We start from the raw sequence: 21,833 nt of genomic DNA, 5'->3' as shown, positions 1-21,833 counted from the left end.
CTGCTCGAAGACATGCTCAACGAAGTGCTGGCGGAAGGCTCCACCGTGATGGTGACGGAACTGACGGACGTGCTGCGCGTCCACACCGGAGACGGCGCGATTGGTCTGTCGGCGGTGTTCGCGGAGCCTGTGCCTGTGGATAAGTCGGCTAAAAAGTAGCGTTTGGGGCCGTGTCAACACGGTTATCCACAGGTTTTTGAACCCGCCCAGCGGGGGTGGCGGAGCTGGTTTAGCGTCACGGGTATGGACATCACACAACGCATTTCCGAACTCACCCGCCCGACGGGTGAAGAAGACCTTCTCAATGTGAACTATCCGAAGCCCCGTGTAGAAATCAGCGCGAAACACGCCGTTATGGTGGCACTCGTGGCGGTAGTGGGCCTAGTGGCCTGGGCTTTCCTTGGTCCAAATCAGACCGGCCCGCCGGGCGGGCAGAGCCCGCCCGATCCGCAGGGACAGCTCGCGCTGGCCGACCCGGCCTGGGCGACCACGGCCGACCCCACAGGGGCGCCAGCAGCGCCGGAGTCAGTGGTCGTGTCCGTGGTGGGCGCGGTCGATCATCCGGGTTTGGTCACTCTTGCACCGGGAGCTCGGGTGGCCGACGCCTTGGATTCGGCCGGGGCCCAGCCAGAGGCCGACATGGTGGCACTGAATCTGGCGCAGGTGCTGATGGATGGTCAGCAGATCGTCGTTACGCGCGTCGGCGAGTCCCCACCAGCCCCACCGGGCGGATCGGATAGCGGGGGAGCAGGGACGCAGGGCGTATCGCTGAACAGTGCCACCGCTGCCGAGCTGATGGAACTGCCCGGGGTGGGCGAGGCCACAGCGGCGGCGATTATTTCCCACCGCGAAGAGATCGGGGGTTTTAGCGACATCGCCCAGCTACAGGACGTCAGCGGGATCGGCCCGGCGAAGTTCGCCAAGCTGCAGGGCGAGGTCGTGCTCTAGCGGAAATCCGGGCTTACTTCTCTGGGACTGGAACGTCAGCAGGCAGGGTCGTTGCCATGCTGGAGGAACCGTTAGAGCTGGTGTCCTCAGGCAGGGCGGTGACAAGGGCGAAGACTAGGGAGCCGATGGCCACGACGACGGAGATGATATCGGTAATGGCAATATCGCCAAACTTAGGCATGGGGAGAATCCTTTAGGTGTTGGGGGAAGAAAGACTGCGTTTAATATAGCGCGATTCGCAATCGGGGGTGAAAGATTGTGACAGAACTACGGCTGGTGCCGGCCGCCATCGCTGCGTGGGCGGTCACGCTCGGGCTACTGCTGGGCGTCCCCCAGGTGGGCCTTGTCGTGGTGGCGGCAGTGCTTGGCTTCGCGGTGTGCCGCCAACCCGGCCAGGCAATCGTCACCGCCACGGCCGCCGCCTGCGCGTGGACGGTCACTTCCCTGCGCCTTGCGGCACGTCCCGTACGTGACGACGAGTTCCTCGCCCGTCTGACCAACGCACCACGGTACCTCGACTCAGGCAGATGGCTGCTCACGGTGCGTATCGACGATCACCCTGGCGCCGTCACCGTCTTCGCCAAGGATGCCCCGGAAGGTTTGGCCAGTGGGGCAGTGGTGCAGGTGGCAGGTTCATGGTCTGAATCGGACCGTCCGAGTATCGCCGGCCATATTGTTAGCGGCACCGTGGAACTGGTGGCCCCGCCGGCAGGTGTCGACGGCTGGGCCGCCCACGTGCGCGCCACCTTTGCCGAATCGGTTGCGGCCTTCGTGCCAGAGCACTCCCAGGGCCTGCTCCCGGGCATGGTGCTGGGGGACACATCGCTCCAGTCGGCCGCGGAGCAAGATGCCTATATCGCCACCGGGCTCTCGCACCTGTCAGCGGTATCGGGCGCCAACGTAGCGATCGTCACCACCGCGGCTGCGCTTCTTGCCCGGCTGTGTGGGCTGGGCCTGCGCTTTCAGATCGCGGCATCGGCGCTGGCGTTGGCGGTGTTCGTCGGCTTGGTCGGCACGGAGCCCAGTGTGCTGCGCGCGGCCATCACCGGTGCGGTGGGGCTGGTGGCGGTGCTGGCGTCGTCGAAAAGCGAACCCATCCATGCGCTGTGCCTTGCCGTGATCGCCCTGGTGTTGATCGATTCGGACATGGCCGCAAGTTATGGGTTCGCCCTGTCGGTCGCGGCGACCGCTGGCATCATTGTGCTGCAGCCTTTTCTCTACCGCGCGCTGGCGCCGACCGGCTGGCCCGATATCGTGGTGCGCGCTCTAGGGGTGGCGATCGCCGCCGATCTTGTGACCATGCCCATCATCGCCCTGATGGCCGGCGAGGTCTCCCTTGTCTCTGTGTTGGCCAACCTGCTGGTCGCGCCCGCCACCGCTCCGGTGACCGTGCTGGGGCTGGTAGCGGTGGGGCTGAGCCTGCTGCCCGGCGGGCTCGAGCAGGTGCTCTATTTAGCGATTACCCCGCTGACCTGGTGGATCAACACCGTGGGTACCTGGCTGGCGGGGCTGCCGCTGGCCACCGTTGAGACCACGCCCTACTATGCGCTGCTGGGCTATGGCTGGGTCATCGCGGGGCTCCTGCTGCGCCGCCCCCGCCTCACCCTGGCTGCCTGTTGTGGTGCCTACTGCCTCTACATGCTCTAGCGCGCGAAGGGCTAGACTAGCGCTCATGGACTCAGCCGTACACTTAGTGCTTGGCGACGACACCTTCCTCCAAGAACGCGCCACCGAAGCGATCGTCGATACGCTGCCACCCACCGTAGAAGTACAAACCTTCAAAGCCGGCGAAGTCACCGAAAGTGAACTGCTTCAAGCTACAAGTCCGTCGCTCTTCGCAGAAGAGCGCGCTGTCATCTTCACCGACACTGACCTCGCCGGTAAAGAACCGACCGAACTGTTGCTGCAGGCTGCTGTCGATCCGGCACCCGGCATGACGCTGATCATCAACCACTCCGGCGGCGGGCGCAACAAAAGCTATGTGGCCAAGTTCAAAAAGGTCGCGCAGGTGCACGAGGCGACCGCGCCAAGGTTTTCCAACCAACTCTCGCAGTGGATCACCGCCGAGTTCCGCCGCCACGGGCTGCGCCCCACACCCGATGTGGTCAGTGCGCTGCAGGAATCCGTGGGCTCGGACCTGCGCGAACTTGCCAGTGCCGTGGAGCAGCTGGTGGAGGATGTCGACGGCGAGATCACCGTGGCCAACGTGCGCGCCTACTACACCGGCGTAGCTGAGGTCTCTGGTTTCGATATTGCTGACGCCGCCGTGGCAGGAAAACTGTCGCTGGCACTCGGCTCAACGCGCCGGGCGCTTCAACTGGGGATCAGCCCGGTGGCCATCGCTGCCGCCCTGGCCAGCAAGGTTGGCGATATCGCCCGGCTGTACCAGACACGCGGCAACCCCGACCAAGTCGCGCGCAACTTAGGCATGCACCCTTTCGGTGCGAAAAAGGCGATGCAGGCCGCCCGCAACTGGTCCGGCGAGGCGATCAGCGAAGCCGTCATCCTGGTCGCTGATCTCGACGCGGAGGTTAAGGGCCGTGGCGGGGACCCGAACTACGCTGTGGAGAACGCCGTACGCAGGATCGCGAAGCTGGCCGCGTGATAGCGTTATCTCCATGAGCAACGAAGTTCCCGACGACGTACAAGAATTCGCAGCGAAACTCTTCAACTTTGCCCGCACCGGCGACACCCAGCTGATCGATTACATCAAGCAAGGCGTCAACGTGGACCTGACCAACCAGGACGGCAACTCCTTTGTGATGCTGGCGTCTTACTCCGGCCACGGCGAGCTGGTCAAGCAGCTGATCGAGGCAGGCGCGGACGTGAACAAGACCAATAACCGCGGCCAGACCCCGCTGGCAGGCGTGATCTTCAAGAAGGAAGACGCAATTATCGACGACCTCCTTGCCGCTGGTGCCGACCCGCGCGCCGGTTCACCTGATTCCATCGAGACCGCCCGCATGTTTGGGCGAGAGGACCTGGTAGAAAAGTTCACGAAGTGAACCTGGCAGACCTAGGGGCCATCATTGTCGTCAACCTTGTAGGTGCGGCATCACCTGGCCCCGACATTGTTTTAATCACCCGGACAGCCACACGCTCTCGTCGACACGCGCTGGCTACCGTCGCCGGCGTCCAAGTCGGCGTGCTGATGTGGTGCACGCTCACCGTGCTCGGCGCCGCCGCCTTGCTCACCGCGTTCCCGTGGGTGCTGGAATTCGTCCAGATTATCGGCGGGGCGTGGCTGATCTACCTTGGCGTGAGTTCTATCCGCGGTGGCTTGGCCGAACGCCACAACCCGCCAAGCGACACTACCGAGGCCGAATCGCGCCTTGGAAGGCTGCGGCATTCTTTTGCCAAAGGCTTGACGACGAACCTCTCGAACCCCAAGATCGTGCTGTTCTTGGCGGCGTTGGTGGCCCCGTTGTTGCCGCCGAACCCGTCGTTGAGTGTTGCGCTGATCGTGATTGCTGCGCTGTGGATTCCTTCCTGGATCTTCCAAGCGGCCCTGGCCACCCTGGTGTCTACCCACGCGGTGCGCAACAAGCTGCTGCGGGCCGGGCCCTATATCGATATCGGCGCGGGGCTGTTCTTCGTCGTCGCGGCGGTGGTGCTCATCGTGCGTGGTGCCGCGGGATTGTTGGGCTAGGGGTGCCCTCGCGCGGCAATCCTGCACCAGGTCCCCTCCCGAGTGACCTGACGCTTTATATGGCATCGGTGCAGGATGGCGCCATCCTGCACCCCTGCTTTTAAAACCCGCAGGTCGGCGCATACCCCACCTGGTGCAAGATTGACTTGGCCCTCACACCCAACGCAAAAGCCCGCTATCCCAAGCGGGGTAGCGGGCTCAAGTCTCAAACAAAGAGGAGATTAATCCATCTTGTTGAGGGCCTTAGCCATGTTGGACTTCTTGTTTGCCGCGTTGTTGCGGTGGAACACGCCCTTGGTCACAGCCTTGTCCAGCTTGCGGGATGCAACGCGCAGCTGAGCCTGTGCGTTTTCCTTGTTGCCGGACTCCACAGCCTCGCGGAACTTGCGGATCTCGGTGCGCACTGCGGAACGGACCGCCTTGTTACGCTGACGGCGCTTCTCGTTGGTGATAACGCGCTTCTGCTGCTGCTTGATGTTTGCCATTTTTACCTCTTAGGAATCGATGTTGATCTACCAGTCGATCCACCCGCGAAGGGACTGCAGAGCAGGCATTGAAGACGCGGACCCAAGGTACGTGACCGCGTTGCCGGCTCACCCAGAAAACGGGCGTGAACAACACCGCGACTTTAGCAGGCATGCTTTACGACGACCAAATCGCCGCCCCACCAGAGAACCAGCTCAGGACCAGTTGAACATGCTACGCAGCCGGTTGGCCACAATGTTGAAGCGGCGCTGCGGGAACAAGATGCCGCGGCGCAGGACCTCAATTTCTGGCACGATCATCGTCTTGTCTAGGCGCAGCCAACATTGCGCGCCGTCCTCATCCCATTCGCCGTTGCCGATCTCTAGCCAGCTCGAATCGGCCGCGTGCTGCGAATTCGAGGAAATCAGCAAGCCCAGCACCTTGTGTTGCTGTCGTCCGATGACCAGCATGGACCGCTCTTGCGGCGGGTGCGAGGGCACGGTCGCCCACACGACCTCGCCGGGTTCAGCGTGTCCGTCCAAGTCGGACGAGTAGTAGATGGAGCGCGCAAGCCGGGCTGTTGGTTCCACGCGCAAAGACCGGGCGACTCGGGGTCGGGTGGCACCTTTGGCGCGCCCTAAGCGTTCGTTCAGTTTCTCGAGGCCGAGGTCGAGGTCTTCGGCGCGTGTGCGGCGTGCTTCACGACGAGCCTCCCGGCGTTCTTCGCGACGACGAGAAAGACGCTCCGAAAGGCCCTTGGCGCCGGTGTCACCCACATTGGAGTTGCCAGTTTTGCTGGCGTTACTCGATTGACGTGGGCGCAAAATCTTCATGGTCATCAGTCCCGAAACGGTGGACGGTTACGAACACAACTGTAACGTTCAGATCACAGGCGTCACAACCAATCGAAAGTTGCACTGCCCATTATAGGGGTGGCCGGGTACGGGTGATCGTCGTAAAGCGTGGACAGGGTAGAGTGGGTGCGATTGAACAAGAAGGGACCCGTTACGGCCAATGGCAAAGAAATCAACAAATTTCGCCCAGTCCACCTTTACGGATCCTGCGCGGATCCGAAACTTCTGCATCATCGCGCACATCGACCATGGTAAATCCACCCTGGCCGATCGTATTTTGCAGCTGTCCAACGTGGTGGAGGCGCGCGATATGCGCGACCAGTACCTGGACAACATGGACATCGAGCGCGAACGCGGCATCACCATCAAGGCGCAGAACGTGCGCTTGCCGTGGGTGCCGAAGACCGGTGAGCACGCCGGTGAAGAAATTGTGCTGCAAATGATCGACACGCCCGGCCACGTCGACTTCTCCTATGAAGTTTCCCGTGCGCTGGAGGCGTGTGAAGGCGCCATTTTGCTTGTCGACGCAGCTCAGGGCATTGAGGCGCAGACGCTGGCGAACCTGTATATGGCGATCGACAAGGGACTGGAGATCATTCCTGTCCTGAATAAGATCGACCTGCCGGCTGCGGATCCGGAGAAGTACGCCTTTGAGATCGCCAACATCATCGGCTGTGAGCCCGAGGACGTGTTGCGCGTGTCTGGCAAGACCGGTGAGGGCGTGGAGGCGCTGCTGGACAACGTCGTGGAGATGATTCCGCCGCCAGAGTCCATCAACGGCGCAGACGCACCGGCGCGTGCCATGATCTTCGACTCTGTCTATGACACCTACCGCGGTGTGGTCACCTATATCCGTATGGTCGACGGCCAGCTGTGCAAGGGCCAGAAGCTGCGCATGATGAATACCGGCACTACACTGGAGCTGCTGGAAATCGGCGTCGTCTCACCCACAGCCACCCCCGTGGACGGGTTGGGGCCCGGCGAGGTCGGCTACCTGATCACCGGCGTGAAGGACGTCCGCGAGACCAAGGTCGGCGATACCGTCACCAGCGACGCCAAGGGTGCCGACGAGCCACTGCAGGGATACGAAGACGTCAAGCCCATGGTGTACTCCGGCCTCTTCCCAGTCAGCCAGGAGGACTTCCCGGCGCTGCGCGAATCTCTGGAAAAACTGCAGCTTAACGACGCTTCGCTGACCTGGGAGCCCGAAACTTCCGTCGCGCTTGGCTTCGGTTTCCGCTGCGGATTCTTAGGCCTGCTGCACATGGAGATCACGCGCGACCGCCTAGAGCGCGAGTTCGACTTGGACCTGATCTCGACCGCGCCGTCGGTGACCTACCGGGTGGTGGCCGAGGATGGTTCGGAGCAGCTGGTGCACAACCCTTCGGACTGGCCGGAGGGGAAGATGCAGGCGGTGTATGAGCCGATCGTCAATATGACGATCATCGTGCCGTCCGAATTCGTCGGGCCCACCATGGAGCTGTGCCAGACGAAACGCGGCCAGATGAAAAACATGGACTACCTGTCCGAGGACCGCGTGGAGCTGCGCTACATCATGCCGCTCGGCGAGATCATCTTCGACTTCTTCGATATGTTGAAGTCCCGCACCAAGGGCTATGCCTCGCTGAACTACGAGGAGGCGGGCGAGCAGGAAGCAGACCTGGTCAAGGTGGATATTCTGCTGCAGGGCGACCCGGTGGATGCGTTCTCCGCGATCGTGCACCGCGACAATGCCCAGTGGTACGGCAACAAGATGACGAAGAAGCTCAAGGAACTGATCCCGCGCCAGCAGTTCGAGGTGCCCGTCCAGGCGGCGATCGGTTCCAAGATCATCGCGCGTGAAAATATCCGCGCCCTGCGCAAGGACGTGCTGTCTAAGTGCTACGGCGGCGATATTTCCCGTAAGCGCAAGCTGCTGGAGAAGCAGAAGGCCGGTAAGAAGCGCATGAAGTCCATCGGTTCGGTCACCGTGCCGCAGGAAGCATTCGTGGCAGCGCTGTCCACCGACGAAGAGTAAGCAGCGTTGACGCCTACCGTGGCGCTTGCCGCGAGGTCACTCGTACGTGGCCGCGCAGGCGCCACGTAACGGTGAAAATCGTCATCGCGTAGACCAGCCCGGTGGCGATATAGAGCGAGTTCATGCCCCACCACTTGTAGCTGAACCCGCCGATAAGAGCGCCCGACCCAAGCGCGGACGCGATGAGAAAGTGTTGCAGCCAGGCCGCGTGCGATCCGCCGAAAAGCGTATCGACGAGGCGCTGGCCCATCTTCACCATCGTCCCAGTCATGTAGGTCAGCGCCAGGGAAACTTCACCTTTGCGCTCAAAGATGCTGTTCATTGACCCGATGCCCAGGGACACAAAGGCCACCGCAATATGCGGCATTCCTGCGATGAGGAAGACGCAGGCGATGGTGAAGAGCAGCGCCATGTTGACCACCACGACATTTTTTACGAACGCGATGGGGATGCGCCGGGCCGCGAGGCGACGCACAAGAGCACCCTCCATTACCCCGATTAAAAACAGCACCACACATGTGGCGGCGAGCTGAACGGTTGCCCAGTCTCCCGTGGCAGACGACGCTGCGATGCGGGTCACGTTTCCTGACATAAACGACAAAAACACCCCGCCTAAGAACATGAAGGCGAGGGCATCGACGAACCCGGCAATAAACGCAAAACCGGTACCGGCCGCCAGTTGGCGCGGGGTATGACTTACAGCAGACACATACCGCAGTATAGGCGACGCGTTTGCGTCGCGGTGACGGTTCGGTTAGCTCAGAGGCGTTTAGGCGCGGCCCTCGCGCTCATACTTGTACACGTGTGGCGGGCGAGGCTGGCTCGGCTTGGGTACAGGCAGCTGCGCGGTCTGGCGGTCGCGCTCCGCACGCGCACGGGCCCAGGGTAGCGCGCGGGCCTCCATCTCGTCGGCGACAGCGGAAGCATCCGGGGTCCCACGGTCCCGCAGATTGGCGATGGTGTACTCGATCTCGTCGGGCGCCAACCCTTGGTGTAGTTTCCACTTGCCGACGACCTCCTCAACCTCAATCTCCACCGCGACCAAAGCGGGCAGAATGTCTTCCACTAGTCGCGGATCCGAGTGCGTGTCAACGCGCCACTGGTCGTCAAACTTTTCCACCAGCTCGTCGAGATGCGCGGTACTAAACGCAACGTCACCCTGCCGATGCCGCATGCGCCCTTTCATATGTACGGTGAGATAATCCACGGACGGCACGCGCGGGACGCGGGCATCGGCTGGCTCGGGTGGCAGGTCCACCCCGGAGATATACGTGGTCGGGCCCTGCACCACGATCAACACGTCCTCGTCCTCCCATTGCGTGTTCACGCGGGAGAAGTGCGTTTCGACGACCACCCGATCCCCATCGCGCTTGAGCACGAAGGGCAGCAGCGTGGCTTCCATGCCGGAGTGGTCGTTGGTGGTGATGAATTGGCCCATGCCCACCTGGTCGGCAAGTGTCAGAGCATCATCGCGGTCCATGCGGTAGGCGTTTGTTACATACATACCCCAAATACTACGGGAGAACCCGTAACAATTCGACGGGCCTCGTCGTTAAGCGTCCTCGTCCTTCTCCTCGGCGGCCAAGGCAGCGCGGCGTTGCTCGTCGCGGCGCTTCAACTCGGCCTTCTCAGCTGCTTCCTTGGCTTCGGCTTCACGACGAGCGGCCTCGGCCTCTTCGTCGACGTAGCCGTCGGCCCACTCACCGGTGCGGTAGTCGTAGTCGACCTTGCGGCCCTCTTCGTCGGTGCGCTGGTACCAGTCGGTGAGGGATTCGTCGGTGGAGTCGAACTTCTCGCCGGCGCCGCGACCCTCGGGGGCCTGGGAAATGGCGAGTTCGAAGTCGTCGCCATGTTCCTCCAGGCCGCGCACCACGGCGTTTTCGACGGCGGTGCGGGCGTAGGTGCGACGGATCGCAATCGGGTCGGTAGAGAGGTCCCTGATGAAGGACACCATCATGCCCAGCAACACCACTGAGAACGGCAGGGCAATCAGGATGGTGAGGTTTTGCAGGCCGGACAGCGAGTCTTCACCGCCGGAGAGCAGCATGACGATCGCGATGCCCATCATGCACAGACCCCAGAACACGACGACCAGCTTGTTCGGGGAGGGGTCGCCCTTGGAGCTCATCGTGCCCATGACCACGGAGGCGGAGTCGGCAGAGGTGATGAAGAAGATTGCCAGTGCGATCATCAGCAAGAAAGGCGTGATGTTAGACAGCGGGAGCTGCCCGAACATGGCGAACAAGACTTCCTCGCTGGAGGCGGTGCCGTCGAAACCTTCGACGCCGTCCTGGGAGAAGGTGATGGCGGTGCCACCGAAGACGGTGAACGCGAAGATCAGGATCGCGGTAGGCACCAGCATGGTGGCCAGGGTGAACTCGCGCAGTGTGCGGCCGCGGGAGATTCGCGCGATGAACATGCCGACGAATGGCGTCCACGCAATCCACCACGCCCAGTAGAAGGCGGTCCAGCCGGCCTGGAAGTCCACGGTGTCCTGGCCCCAGGACAGGGAACGGGAGGCCATGTCCAGGTACTCCGAGAGGTAGTACACGGTGCCGGAAGGGATCAGGTTCAGCAGGAAGAGGGTAGGGCCGGTGATGAACACGAAAAGCACCAGCAGCAGCGTCAGCGAGATATTCGCGTTGGACAGGTAGCGAATGCCGCGCGAAACACCCGAGACCGCCGAGATGATGAAGCCGGCCGACAGGATGCCGATGATGATGAACAACACGGAATTGCCCAGCGGGCCCGCGCCGGAGACGATCTCCACGCCGGTAGCGATCTGCGTGGCCGACAGGCCCAGGGTGGCAGCGGTGCCGAACAAGGTGGCGACGATGGCCAGCATGTCGATCACGCGCCCCACCACGCCCTGGGTTTTGCCCAGGCCAAGCAGCGGGGTGAACACAGAGGAGATCAGGGCAACGCGGCCGCGGCGGTACATGGAGTAGCCGATCGAGGCGCCCACGAAGGAGTACAGGCCCCAGGCGGCCAGACCCCAGTGGAAGTGGGCCTGGGCGACGGCCTGGTGGATCGCGTGGGGCGAACCTGCCTCGACGGTCTCTGGAGGCGGGTCAAGGAACATCCACAGCGGCTCGGAGGGGCCGAAGAAGAAGATACCGACGCCGATACCCGCACCGAACATCATCGCGATCCACGAAAAGCGCGAAAACTCCGGTTCCTCGTTGTCCTTGCCTAGGCGGATCGACCCGAAGCGGCTAAACGCCACGACGATCATGATTGCGATACCGAGCAGCATCACAATATTGAGGAGCCAGCCCGCATTCTTCATGCCCCAGGCAAACGCTGCCGAGGCGGTGTTGGCCACCGATTCTGGCGCCACCACACCCCACGTAATAAAGGCCAGGATGGCGGCGGCGGTCAGCAGGAACACGATCTTGTCGACGCCGAAGCGGTTCCGCTGCTCATCGACGCTGATTCCCGGCACCAACGCCGGGTGGATTTTGTGCGGATAGAGATCCTCGTCCGCGTACTTCTTGTCAGTCTTGTCGGTCACGTTGAGTGGCACCGATTCCTTCGTGGGCGCAGATCAATCCTTCGCCCGGGTTGGTTACAGAATCTCCCAAGTAAACCATAAGAGGAATGATTCGGCGCAATGCATGGTTGGAAGAAGACATGAGAATTGATATCTGGTCCGACTACGTGTGCCCGTTTTGCACCATCGGCGAAAAGCACCTGTCCATGGCGTTGGAAGACTTCGAGGGCAAAGACGATGTGGAGATCATCTGGCGCTCCTTCGAGCTGACCCCCGACGCGCCGAAGGAGCCCACCGTGTCCGGCCCGCAGTGGCTGGCCGAGTCTAAGGGGATGGCGCCGGCGCAGGTCGAGCAGATGCTCACCGGGCTTGCCCAGCGCGCCGAGGCGATCGGCCTGGAGTTCAACTGGCGCGATCAGGTTATCGCGAACACTTTTGATGCCCACCGTGTTGGTCACGCCGCCCGCGAGGCCGGGCTTGGCACCCAGTGGGACGCAGCGCTGAAGCACGCCTATTTCACAGAGGGAAAGAACGTGGCCTCACCAGAGACAATGCGCAAAGTCGGAGAGCAGGTTGGGCTTGAGCCGTCGCTTATCGACGACGTCCTCGCCACTGAGAAGTACGCCGACAGCGTGAACGAAGAGATCCAGGCCGCCCGCCAGATGGGGATCAACGGTGTGCCCTTCTTCGTGTTCGACGGCAAGCTCGCAGTCTCAGGAGCGCAGCCGCCGGAGGTCTTTACTCAAGCTCTGAATGAGGTCCGTGGGATGTAGGAACCCGGGCTGCAAGTTCTGCGACCTCGGCTGGGGTGAGGCGATCGTCGTTACGCATGTTGCAATACTCCAGCATCCCGTAGCCAGCGGTCTGCGCCTCGACGTGGTCGGCCCATTTCTCTAGGGCGTCCTCGGGGTGGTCCATGGCCAGCGAGTTGATGGCGCGGCGCTCGGAGAGCAGCTCATACTGCAGGTCGCGGCGTTCCTCCTTCGCACCGGATGGCGGGCCGACCAGTAGCGCGCCCAGTAGGGAGCCCATGGCCTTTCGTACTCGGATGATCAGGCGGTAGTGGTGTGCGCGCTCGGCCGATGGGCGCCACAGCCACAGCAGGAGGGAGCCAAAGACGATGGAGATGGCGACCTCGGCGGTACGAGCCCAGAAGACATCGCCCAGCGGCTGCTGCAGCGAGTCACCCATCAGCAGCGCCAACGGGGTGGTGAAAATGACAGTGAACGCGTAGTTCTTGGTCACGAAAAACTCGGCACCGAACTGGCACACAGCCAAGGCCAACAGCAGGGTGAGCCCATCGACTTCCAAGAGGTGGAACACGCCGTACAGGCCAATGCCCACCAGGGAACCCACCAGGCGGTGCAGCCCGCGCACCTGCCCGGGGATGCGGTCCGGACCCCACTGGATCATCAGCAGGGCAGACACCACGGCCCAGTCCGGGCGGTCAAAGCCCAGCGCAATCCCCACAGTCGCGGACAGCAAGGTAGCCATCAGCACCTTCTCCGCGGTGATATAGGCGTGGCTATGGCGGTTGGCGGAACGCGTCAGCCGGTACATGATCGACGGCCGAGTATGCGGGATGACCAGGCGTTGCTCGTCGAAAAGCTCGCCCATGTCCGAATCGTTGCCAAAACCGATACCGCCACCGCGCCGCGCAAGACGACGGTGCGCGTCCATCGTGCGTTCCACCAGGTGCGATTGGTGCTTATCGACGACCGCGCCGCCCGAAATGATGCCCGCATCACCAAGCGTGGACCACGCCTGCGCCACCGCCTGCTGCGCCCGGTGGTGCTGGCCCAAAGAAGAATCCTTCGCCTCAAAGACGGCGACAGCGCGATCGGCAGTGATCACTGCCTGGCGCTCCGGGCCGTGCGGGTTCACCAGCGCGCCGGACATGCCCACAAGAATCGCCGAAAGCGCGCCGACGATGGCCCAGCCGCCCACCTCGATCGGGTTGAGGCCAGACTTCACCATCATCGTGGAACCGCCGGCCACCATCACGATGAAAAAGACGCCCGGCGGGCGCAGCCGCAAAGCATTCTGCACATAGGTGCCCACCGTGGCGATGATCACTGTGTATACCGCTGAGAGCATCAGCCACCAGTGCGAACCACCCGCCTGTAGCTCATCCCACATAAACGTGCCGACGAAAGCGCCGACCGTCGCGCCGGCGACCAACATCGCCGCCGCCCACGCCATAATGCGAATGCGCGCCCGATACGGGTGGCCCTCGCCGTAAATCACGATGAACCCGCCCGAAGCGATCAGCACCGTCGCGTCCGGATGCCCTAGAAGCAGGGCGATCATGCCGGGCACCGTCACGGCAATGGCGGCACGCAACGCGCCGGGCCAACGCGGCTCCGACGAGTTGAACGCCGTAAACAGCCGCCACGGGTTGGGGCGTTTCGGTAAAGGTTCGAGTTCTACAGCACGGGCAGTTCTTTCATTCACACATCACACCATAGTGGCGGTGACTTCCATTGCAATTACTGCGGTCTCGCCGCCAGGCAGGTCCACGCCCTCGGCGTTGGGGCCCAGCAGAGCTGGTTCGACGCAGACGAAGTTGTCCCACTCGCCCTCGCCGAGATCCCCAAGGCGGGCACCTTCCTCCGCGCCGGGGTTCCACAGCACGATGGAATCGGTACCCTCCGCGGTGATGCTGAGGCGGCGGTTAGCATCCTCCAAGGTGACCTCAGGTGCTGCCAGAGCGATCCGATCCGTCAGACCAGAGAAGGTGAAATCGCCCTTGTGCAGCGCCTTATCGTGGTTGACGCGGTCCCACACATTAACGCCATCGATGCCGCGCACCACCACGTCCGCCACCGCGCTGACCGCAAAGTAAGGGTGGAACGCCAGCTGGATTTTGCGCACCGCATCACCGGTGTTGGTGCAGCTGAGTTCAAAACGCCAGCCGTTCTCCACCTCTTGTGCGGCGAAGCGAAGCTTGAGGTAATCGTCGGAAAGCGTGCCCTGCGTTCCGTCCATCTCCCACACACTGGAGCGGGCCCAGCCGTGCTGCTGGTCGCCCAAGAATTTTGCGAACCAGGGGGCGATCAGCGGGAGGCCGCCGCGCACGGGCACGCTGCCGTCGAGGGCTGCGTCCGAGGAGACGAAGAAGAGGTCGCCGGTTGGGGTAGGGGCGGAGAGGACGTGGGCACCATAGTAGAGGATCTTCATGCCCCCAGCTTAACGGTAGGATCTGGGCCGTGAGAACAGTTTCAGCAACCTACGGTGGCCTAACCATCCACGACCACACCCTCCCCGTACCGTGGGACCGCACCGACCCCACCCGCGGCAACTGCCAACTTTTTGCCCGCGAACTGGTCGCCGATCCCGCCGCGCCCACCTTGCTCTACCTGCAGGGCGGGCCCGGCAACCCGGCGCCGCGGCCCACGGACATCGACGGCTGGCTGGCCACCGCCCTACGCCATTACCGCGTGGTGTTGCTGGACCAGCGCGGAACGGGCCGCTCTTCGCGTGTGGACAGGCATTCGCTGAACGACGATTCCCTGCTGCCTTTGCTACGCGCCGACAATATCGTGGCCGATGCCGAGGAGCTGCGCCGTGCCCTGGGCCTGGAGCAGTGGGACGTGCTGGGGCAATCCTTCGGCGGGTTCTGCATCACGCACTACCTGTCGGTGGCGTCGGAGTCGGTGGGGCGCGCGTACTTCACCGGCGGCCTGCCCGGGGTGGGCGTGCATGCCGACGATGTCTACCGCGCCACTTTTAGCGCGATGGAGCAGCGCCACCGCGAGTTCTACGACCAGGTGCCCTGGGCGGAGGAGCGCGTGCGCGAGGTGTGCCACCACCTCGACAACGCGGATGAGACGCTGCCCACCGGGGAGCGTTTGAGCTCGCGCCGGCTGCGCACCGTGGGTATCGGGTTGGGGCGGGGCAATGGCATTGCGGACATGGCCATGTTGTTTGATGCACCTTTCTATACAGTGCGCGGCGAAAAGCGCCTGCAGCTCGATTTCCTGGCGGAGGTGGGCCAGCGGGTCAGTTTCGAACGCACGCCGCTGTACGCCCTGATCCACGAATCCATCTACGGGGCGCCCGGCGCGGCCACGGCGTGGTCGGCGCAGCGCGTCTCCGAGCAGTTGGAGGGTTTCGCCCCCGATGCCGATCCCACAGGCGAGGACCCCTTCTACCTGACCGGAGAGCACATCTTCCCGTTTCTTTTCGACGAGGACCCGGCCCTGCAGCCCCTGCGGGAGGCCGCCCACCGCCTGGCCGCCAAGGATGATTGGTCGGCGCTCTATGATCCGGCAGCGTTGGCCGAGGCGGAGACCAGTTGTGCCGCCGCGGTGTATACGAACGACATGTTCGTCCCGCGTGAGATGTCCCTGGACACGGCGGCTTTGTTGCCGTACATGACCGTGTGGGAGACCGCGAAGTACCAGCACGATGGCATCCGGCGGGCGGGGGACACGATCGCCGACACCCTCTTCCACCTTGCCCGCAGGCTATAGTCGATGCCATGAATGAGGCCAGTAATGAGCAGGCGCTGATCGACGAGCTCTCCGCTGCCTTTGAAGTCCACGAGGAGCATGTTCTGGACGCTGCGTTGTTGTTTTATATTCGTCGTTAAGCCTGCACGCGGCGAGGCCAACGGCTACGGTGTGGGGCATGATCGCTGAATGGATCGCCAAGGAACTGGCCGCAGGCCGCACCGACTTGCAACGCATGCTGGAAACCTCCCCTTTTCCGCGCCCGGCGCTGCGCACGGTGGCTGAGGCGGGCGATTTCAGGATCGTCGACGGGCAGGTCGTGCTTGACGACGATTACTGCGGTGAAACGTGGTTCGTGGAAGGTTCTGACCTGGTGGATCGCGGTGCTGGCGTGGTGGCCTGGACGGTGGACGTGGAGGATCCGGAAGCCTCGTTGCGTGTGCCCCGCGCCCTGATTAGTGTGCTGGGCGTGCCGCGCATGGACCGTGTGGTGCTGCGTTCTGAGGCCGGAACTCACCTGGTCAGCTATGTCCACGAGCCGATGCTGGGGCCTGTCGCCGCCATGTTGTCGGGTCCTGGGCGGGTGACGTTCCTTTTCGATTCAGCAGCCCGGACCCTGACGGCTGAGAAATGAGCCGCCGACTTTTCGCCGCACTGTCCATCCCCGATGAGGCGCGTGAGCACCTGGTGACCGCGCTGCGCCCCATCCGCGAACGCGAGGGCAGCGTGCTGCGTTTCACCGACCCGGATAACTGGCACATCACCTGCGCCTTCTATGGGGACACGGCCGAGGACCCTGACGTGCTGCTGCGCCACCTCGCCGCCGCCTCCACCGGGCCGTTAGATCTTTACTTGTCCGGGGCTGGCTGCTTTTCTTCGCGCACCTTGTGGATCGGCGTGGGTGGCGACACCACCCGCCTGCGAGGGCTCATGGCCGGCAGTGTCCTCGACGACGACCAGCGCGACCGGCACCGTGATCGACACCGGGCCCACCTCACTGTCGCCCGCGCCCACAACCGCCTCCAAGACCCATGGCTGCTGGGCGACCTCACCCACGCGTTGAGCGTCTACCGCGGCCCACAATGGCGCGTGACGACGATCGGCCTCTACGAATCCTTCCTGGGCCAGGGCCGCTCGGGTGGGCCGCGCTACGAACTGCTCGGGGAAACCCAGCTCTAGCGGGATACGGCACCCACACCACCTAAAGCGATATAGTCCTCGCTACATAGTGCGTGATACCAAATAGTTTTCAATAACTTAGTCGCACTATGTAGCGAGGACTATATACATTTGCGAAAAGGGCAGTGTTTCAGCGGGGGACGGCATCTAGCAGGTGCCGGGTGTACTCGTGTTGGGGGTTGGCCCAGATCTTTTCGGTGTCGCCGGCTTCAACGATGCGGCCCTCGTGGACTACGGCCAAGGTGGGGCACACGGTGCGCACCACCGATAGGTCGTGGGAGACGAATACGAGGGTGAGGCCATCGTCGTCGACAAGCGAATTCAGCAGGTCAAGCACTTGGGCGCGCACTGTGACATCGAGGGCGGAGACGGGTTCGTCGGCAAGCAGAATCTCGGGGTGGGGGCTGGCGGCGCGCGCGATCGAGATGCGTTGGCGCTGGCCGCCGGAGAATTCGTGCGGGTAGCGGCCGGCCACCCCGGGCAGCCCGACCTGCTCCAACACAGCTTCGACGGGGGCGTCGCGGCCGCCGGCCTCGCGGATGGAGGTGCCGACGGGCAGTCGCGGGTTCAGGGAGCCCGCCGGGTCCTGGAACACCATCTGCAGGCGACCGTCGACGCGCACGGTGCCCGAATCCGGGGCACTTAGGCCGGCGATCAGGCGCAGCAGGGAGGTCTTGCCGGAGCCGGAACCGCCAACCAGCCCGAGGCGCTGGCCACGGCGGACGGTCAACGAGACATCGTCGACGGCGAGGGTGTCGCCGCGGCGCAGGCTGACGCGGTCAAGCTCGATCACCGGCTCACCCAGCGGGCGCGGCGCGGCGGGCGGGCCGGGGCGCGAGGCGGCGACAAGTGCCTGGGCGTAGTCGGAATCGGGTGGGACGGTGCGTCCGTGCTGGAAAATCAGTACCCGTTCGGTCATGCGGCGCACCACGGCCAAGTCGTGGGAAATGAACAGCAGCGCCATGCCGCGTTCGGCAACCAGGCGATCGATCAGGTCCAGCACCTGCGCCTGCGTGGTCGTGTCCAGGGCGGTGGTGGGTTCGTCGCAGATCAGCAGGTCGGGCTCGCCGGCCAGCGCCTTGGCGATCAGCACACGTTGGCGCTGCCCGCCGGACAGTTCGTGGGGGTAGGCGCCGGGGCGGGTGACACCCACGTCGGCCAGCAGCTCGTCGGCACGCGCCGCATCGCGCGAGACCTGCCGCCCCACGGGCATGAGCGGGTCAAGCGCGGTCATCGGTTCCTGGAAGACCATGCCGATTGTCCGGCCACGGATCTTGCGGGTCACGCGTGCGGGCGCGGTGAGCATGTTGTGCTTATCGACGATCACCTCGCCCGAGGCCTCCACGGAGCGGGGGAGCAGGCCCATCAGTGCCAGAGCTGTCATGGATTTGCCGGAGCCTGATTCACCGATGATGCCCAATCGTTCGCCGGGGGCGAGGTCGAAGGAGATCTCGTCCAAGATCTGGTCGCCTGAAGCGCTGCGGATCGAAAGGTTGTTGACGCTGATCATGCCCGCTCCTTTCCGGGCACCAGGCGGCGGCTGCCGGCCAGCCCGTCGCCCAGCAGGTTGAAGCCCAGCACGGTGGCGGCGATGGCCACGCCGGGGGCGATCGCCAAGTGCGGGGCCGACGCCAAATAACCCTGGGAGGCCTGCAACATGCGGCCCCAGCTGGCATAAGGGGCGGGGGTGCCCAGGCCCAGGAAGGACAGCCCGGCCTCCGCCAGGATCGCCAGAGCGAAGCCGACGGACATCTGGACGATGATCACGCCCACAATATTGGGCAGAATGTGCCGCCACGCGATCATCGGGCCGGACACCCCAGAGATGCGGGCGGCGAGGATATAGTCCTGCGTCATCACCCGCAGCGTGCCGGCACGGGCCACGCGCGCGAACCCAGGGATGCCGGCAATGCCGATCGCCACCATCACGATGCCCGTCGACGCCCCAAACACCGCCGTAAACACGATGGCCAGCAGCAACGCCGGAAATGCCAGCAGCAGATCCGCACCACGCATGATCAAGGTTTCGGCCCAGCCGCGTCGCTGCCCAGCCATGATGCCCAGCGGCACGCCGGCCAGCGCGGAAATCGCCACCGCGACCAACCCCACCGCCAAGGTCACCTGGGCGCCTTCCATGATGCGGGAGAGAATATCGCGACCAAACTGATCAGTTCCCAACCAGTGGGCAGCACTCGGCGCGGCCAGTCGATCGTCGACAAGCGCCTGCGTGGGGTCATAAGGAGTCCACACCACAGACACCACCGCCATGATAACGACCAGGCCCACGATGCCCGCCCCAATCCAACCGGAGAGTTTCATGCGCGACTCCTCAGCCTGGGGTCGATGACGCGGTAGGCCACATCCACGACCAGATTCACCGTCAGCGTGAACAGGACCAGCAGCATCATCACCGTCTGCACGGTGGTCAGATCGCGGTTGGCCACGGAATCGATCAGCATCGACCCCAGCCCCGGAATCACGAACACGCGCTCAATCACCACCGCGCCCACAATCAGGCTGGTCAGCTGCAGCCCCGTCACCGTCAGCACAGGCAGCGCCGCGTTACGCAGGGCATGGCGGTAGAGAGCTTCGCTTGTCGACGATCCCCCCGCCCGAGCCGTCCGGATGTAGTCCTTGTGCAGCTCCTCCACGATGGCGCTGCGCACATAGCGCGTCAAAATCGCGGCCTGCACCAAGGACAGCGCAATCACCGGCAACACCAGGTGGGACACGAACGCCCCGAAATCCTGGCCCGGCGGCACCCAACCATTGGCGGGCAACCAGTTCAAACGCACCGCAAAGACCGCCACCAGCAAAATACCCACCAAAAAGCTTGGCACCGCGATGCCCAACTGGGTGCCCGCCGACACGATCGCCGCATCCGCGCGGTGGTCGCGCCGGGCCAGATACACCCCGGTGGGGATCGCAATCAGCAGGGAGACCACCATCGCCGCCCCGCACAGAATCAAGGAGACCTGCGCCCGGTCCACCACCAGTGGCGTGATGTCTTGCTGGCTGGCCAAAGAGATCCCGAAGTTGCCGGTGAGCAGACCACCCATCCACTCCAGGTACTGGGCGATCAGAGGCCGATCAGTGCCCAGGCGGGCCGAGAGCTCGGCTACCGACGCGTCGGTGGCAGTGACCCCCAGCGCGATGCGCGCCGGATCACCGGGGATGGCGCGCAACAGCACGAAGATGATCACGCTGGCAAGAAACAACATGCTGACAAAGCGGGCCAGCATGCCGGCCGCGAAACGAAGAACACTGGACGTCATGGGCGCTGCACCCCCGCCAGCGGAAGGGCATCGGTGATCACATCGGCATCAATCCCCGTCACGCCCGGTGCCGTGAGCACAATATTCGGACTATTGGCCAAGGTAAGAGCGCCGGCATCGGCCATGATCTGGTCTACCGCGGCCTCCATGTGGGCGACCTGCGTTGCGGTATCGCCCTCGTCGGCAAGCGCGAGCTCGCGGCGTACCTCCGGGGAGTCGTAGCGCAGGTAGTACTCCGGATTACCGAAAAGCGCGGGGATATCGCGCGGCTCCACATGCGCGATGATCGATGCCTGATAATCGTGCTGATTCATCACCTGCCCCAACCACACCGCAGGAAACTCCAAGGTGTCCAACGTGACGCGGAAGCCCACCTCCGTCAGCTGCGAATAGATCAACTCGGCGGCCTTCTGCGCATAAGGCTGGCTGGGCACAGAGATCGTGAGCTCGGGGGCGCGGTCGGCTAGCAGCTCGCGGGCGCGCGCCGGGTCGAAGGGGTAGTAGTCGCGGCCGGTGTACCACGGGTCGCTCGGCGGGACCGGCGCGCCGCCAGTGTTCGTGCCCAGGCCCTCGTAGACCACCTGGTTCAGCGCGTCGCGATCGATGGTGTAGGCGGCGGCCTGGCGCACGGTTGGATCGTCGAAGGGCGCGGCGTCATTGTTCATGGAGAAGATCACCTCGCCGTTGGTGGAGCCGACTTGGACGCGGTAATCGTCGGGAAGCGAATCCAAAAGCTCAGGCGCCTGGAGTGCCCACACCACGTCCACATCGCCGGCGCGCAAGGCGTTGACGCTGGCCACGGAGTCCGCGAAGTAGCGGATCGCCGCGTCATGGTGCGCCGGGGTAGACCAATAATCCTCGCGCGCAGCAAACGTAATCGACTCACCCACAGTGAAACGATCCACCGTGTACGGCCCTGTGCCAACCGGATCCGTCGCCAAAGAATCCACCCCACTCGGCGTCATCATCGCCCCCGTCAACGTGCCCATCGACCACAACCACCGATTCGACGGGGCACTCAGCTTCACGATGAGCGTGTGCTTATCGACGACATCCACCGACTCAACCGGATCCATCTGCGCCTTCAACCCGTTCGTCCATTCATTCTTCACATAGTTGATGGAAAACGCGGCGGTTTCTGCAGTGAACTCGTCCCCATTGGAGAAGAACACCCCCTCGCGCAGCTGAAAGGTATAGCGCAGGCCATCGTCGTCACGCGCAATGCTCTCAGCTAAATGGGGGACGGGGGTGCCGGAGTCGTCGATACGCACCAGCGTTTCATACACGTTGGACATGAGCGCCTGCGGGATCGCGGCGCCGCCGGTGGTGGTGAAATCCAGGCTGGCGGGTGCGCCCGACGTGCCGACGACCACCCCTGCGCCCGCGACCCTGCCGACCTGCGTTGCCGTGGAACCCGCAGAGCACGACGCCAACAGGCCGGCAGCACCCAGCACAGCTACCGCGCGGGTGGCGGTGCGGGTCGCCCTGTTCGTTGCCAT

Annotated in this window: 22 protein-coding genes; 10 read left to right on the top strand and 12 right to left on the bottom strand. The window is 63.6% G+C overall.

Features of this window, described 5'->3' with window-relative positions; genetic code table 11:
- The first annotated feature begins 243 nt into the window (after positions 1-243).
- Entirely contained in the window at positions 244-948 is a 705-nt protein-coding gene (locus ACHFGA_RS02150; RefSeq protein WP_394280815.1) for a helix-hairpin-helix domain-containing protein, read from the top strand.
- 13 nt (positions 949-961) lie between these two features.
- Here the strand turns inward: ACHFGA_RS02150 and ACHFGA_RS02145 are convergent, their stop codons facing one another.
- Positions 962-1,129: a hypothetical protein gene (locus ACHFGA_RS02145; RefSeq protein ID WP_394280814.1), complete on the bottom strand. Its 168-nt coding sequence runs from the start codon at positions 1,127-1,129 to the stop codon at positions 962-964.
- A 77-nt stretch (positions 1,130-1,206) separates the two neighbouring features.
- On the opposite strand from ACHFGA_RS02145, the gene ACHFGA_RS02140 reads away from it, so the two are divergent.
- The 4 genes from ACHFGA_RS02140 to ACHFGA_RS02125 are packed head-to-tail and all read left to right on the top strand — an operon-like array spanning position 1,207 to position 4,597.
- Positions 1,207-2,595, top strand: a complete 1,389-nt coding sequence (locus tag ACHFGA_RS02140) for a ComEC/Rec2 family competence protein (RefSeq protein ID WP_394280813.1) — start codon at positions 1,207-1,209, stop codon at positions 2,593-2,595.
- 25 nt (positions 2,596-2,620) lie between these two features.
- Positions 2,621-3,553, top strand: coding sequence for a DNA polymerase III subunit delta (gene holA, locus ACHFGA_RS02135; protein ID WP_394280812.1), 933 nt, complete (start codon positions 2,621-2,623; stop codon positions 3,551-3,553).
- A 13-nt stretch (positions 3,554-3,566) separates the two neighbouring features.
- Positions 3,567-3,953, top strand: a complete 387-nt coding sequence (locus ACHFGA_RS02130; RefSeq protein WP_394280811.1) for an ankyrin repeat domain-containing protein — start codon at positions 3,567-3,569, stop codon at positions 3,951-3,953.
- Positions 3,950-4,597, top strand: coding sequence for a LysE family translocator (locus tag ACHFGA_RS02125; protein WP_394280810.1), 648 nt, complete (start codon positions 3,950-3,952; stop codon positions 4,595-4,597). The genes ACHFGA_RS02130 and ACHFGA_RS02125 overlap by 4 nt, the downstream gene beginning before the upstream one ends.
- Positions 4,598-4,818: 221 nt before the next feature.
- Here ACHFGA_RS02125 and rpsT read toward each other — a convergent pair whose 3' ends face one another.
- Complete coding sequence (gene rpsT, locus ACHFGA_RS02120; protein WP_394280809.1) at positions 4,819-5,082, bottom strand: 30S ribosomal protein S20; 264 nt, start codon at positions 5,080-5,082, stop codon at positions 4,819-4,821.
- A 195-nt stretch (positions 5,083-5,277) separates the two neighbouring features.
- Positions 5,278-5,901 (bottom strand): hypothetical protein, encoded by a 624-nt coding sequence (locus ACHFGA_RS02115; protein ID WP_394280808.1) that lies wholly within the window; start codon positions 5,899-5,901, stop codon positions 5,278-5,280.
- Between the two features lie 175 nt (positions 5,902-6,076).
- Between ACHFGA_RS02115 and lepA the strand changes: the two genes are divergently transcribed.
- Positions 6,077-7,933 (top strand): translation elongation factor 4, encoded by a 1,857-nt coding sequence (lepA, locus tag ACHFGA_RS02110; protein ID WP_394280807.1) that lies wholly within the window; start codon positions 6,077-6,079, stop codon positions 7,931-7,933.
- Between the two features lie 13 nt (positions 7,934-7,946).
- On the opposite strand, the gene ACHFGA_RS02105 is transcribed toward lepA, so the two are convergent.
- The 3 genes from ACHFGA_RS02105 to ACHFGA_RS02095 are packed head-to-tail and all read right to left on the bottom strand — an operon-like array spanning position 7,947 to position 11,459.
- On the bottom strand, positions 7,947-8,642 hold the full coding sequence (locus ACHFGA_RS02105) for a YoaK family protein (protein WP_394280806.1): 696 nt from the start codon (positions 8,640-8,642) through the stop codon (positions 7,947-7,949).
- A gap of 60 nt (positions 8,643-8,702) precedes the next feature.
- Positions 8,703-9,437 carry an FMN-binding negative transcriptional regulator gene (locus ACHFGA_RS02100; protein ID WP_394280805.1) on the bottom strand — a complete coding sequence of 245 codons (735 nt, stop codon included), beginning with the start codon at positions 9,435-9,437 and terminating at the stop codon, positions 8,703-8,705.
- A 48-nt stretch (positions 9,438-9,485) separates the two neighbouring features.
- On the bottom strand, positions 9,486-11,459 hold the full coding sequence (locus ACHFGA_RS02095) for a BCCT family transporter (RefSeq protein WP_394280804.1): 1,974 nt from the start codon (positions 11,457-11,459) through the stop codon (positions 9,486-9,488).
- Between the two features lie 74 nt (positions 11,460-11,533).
- Here ACHFGA_RS02095 and ACHFGA_RS02090 point away from each other — a divergent pair, with 74 nt between their 5' ends.
- Positions 11,534-12,199 (top strand): DsbA family protein, encoded by a 666-nt coding sequence (locus tag ACHFGA_RS02090; RefSeq protein ID WP_394280803.1) that lies wholly within the window; start codon positions 11,534-11,536, stop codon positions 12,197-12,199.
- Here ACHFGA_RS02090 and ACHFGA_RS02085 read toward each other — a convergent pair.
- Both ACHFGA_RS02085 and ACHFGA_RS02080 read right to left on the bottom strand, forming a co-directional pair.
- Positions 12,165-13,880: an FUSC family protein gene (locus ACHFGA_RS02085; protein WP_394280802.1), complete on the bottom strand. Its 1,716-nt coding sequence runs from the start codon at positions 13,878-13,880 to the stop codon at positions 12,165-12,167. The genes ACHFGA_RS02090 and ACHFGA_RS02085 overlap by 35 nt on opposite strands.
- 3 nt (positions 13,881-13,883) lie before the next feature.
- The gene (locus ACHFGA_RS02080) at positions 13,884-14,606 is read right to left on the bottom strand and encodes a hypothetical protein (protein ID WP_394280801.1); all 723 of its coding nucleotides are present in this window, start codon (positions 14,604-14,606) and stop codon (positions 13,884-13,886) included.
- A gap of 29 nt (positions 14,607-14,635) precedes the next feature.
- Between ACHFGA_RS02080 and ACHFGA_RS02075 the strand changes: the two genes are divergently transcribed.
- From ACHFGA_RS02075 to thpR, 3 genes are all read left to right on the top strand, one after another.
- Positions 14,636-15,901 (top strand): alpha/beta fold hydrolase, encoded by a 1,266-nt coding sequence (locus ACHFGA_RS02075; protein WP_394280800.1) that lies wholly within the window; start codon positions 14,636-14,638, stop codon positions 15,899-15,901.
- A 157-nt stretch (positions 15,902-16,058) separates the two neighbouring features.
- Positions 16,059-16,514, top strand: coding sequence for a hypothetical protein (locus ACHFGA_RS02070; RefSeq protein ID WP_394280799.1), 456 nt, complete (start codon positions 16,059-16,061; stop codon positions 16,512-16,514).
- Positions 16,511-17,059, top strand: a complete 549-nt coding sequence (gene thpR, locus ACHFGA_RS02065) for an RNA 2',3'-cyclic phosphodiesterase (RefSeq protein WP_394280798.1) — start codon at positions 16,511-16,513, stop codon at positions 17,057-17,059. The genes ACHFGA_RS02070 and thpR overlap by 4 nt, the downstream gene beginning before the upstream one ends.
- Positions 17,060-17,189: 130 nt before the next feature.
- Here thpR and ACHFGA_RS02060 read toward each other — a convergent pair whose 3' ends face one another.
- The 4 genes from ACHFGA_RS02060 to ACHFGA_RS02045 are packed head-to-tail and all read right to left on the bottom strand — an operon-like array spanning position 17,190 to position 21,833.
- Positions 17,190-18,569, bottom strand: a complete 1,380-nt coding sequence (locus tag ACHFGA_RS02060; RefSeq protein WP_394280797.1) for an ATP-binding cassette domain-containing protein — start codon at positions 18,567-18,569, stop codon at positions 17,190-17,192.
- On the bottom strand, positions 18,566-19,378 hold the full coding sequence (locus ACHFGA_RS02055) for an ABC transporter permease (protein ID WP_394280796.1): 813 nt from the start codon (positions 19,376-19,378) through the stop codon (positions 18,566-18,568). Before ACHFGA_RS02055 ends, ACHFGA_RS02060 begins: the two co-directional genes overlap by 4 nt.
- Positions 19,375-20,334: an ABC transporter permease gene (locus tag ACHFGA_RS02050; protein WP_394280795.1), complete on the bottom strand. Its 960-nt coding sequence runs from the start codon at positions 20,332-20,334 to the stop codon at positions 19,375-19,377. The genes ACHFGA_RS02055 and ACHFGA_RS02050 overlap by 4 nt, the downstream gene beginning before the upstream one ends.
- Positions 20,331-21,833, bottom strand: coding sequence for an ABC transporter substrate-binding protein (locus ACHFGA_RS02045; protein ID WP_394280794.1), 1,503 nt, complete (start codon positions 21,831-21,833; stop codon positions 20,331-20,333). Before ACHFGA_RS02045 ends, ACHFGA_RS02050 begins: the two co-directional genes overlap by 4 nt.

Source organism: Corynebacterium sp. (assembly GCF_043426755.1).
Lineage (GTDB): Bacteria > Actinomycetota > Actinomycetes > Mycobacteriales > Mycobacteriaceae > Corynebacterium.
The sequence above is the reverse complement of the archived record's forward strand: the minus strand, read 5'-3'. Positions and strand labels throughout refer to the sequence as shown.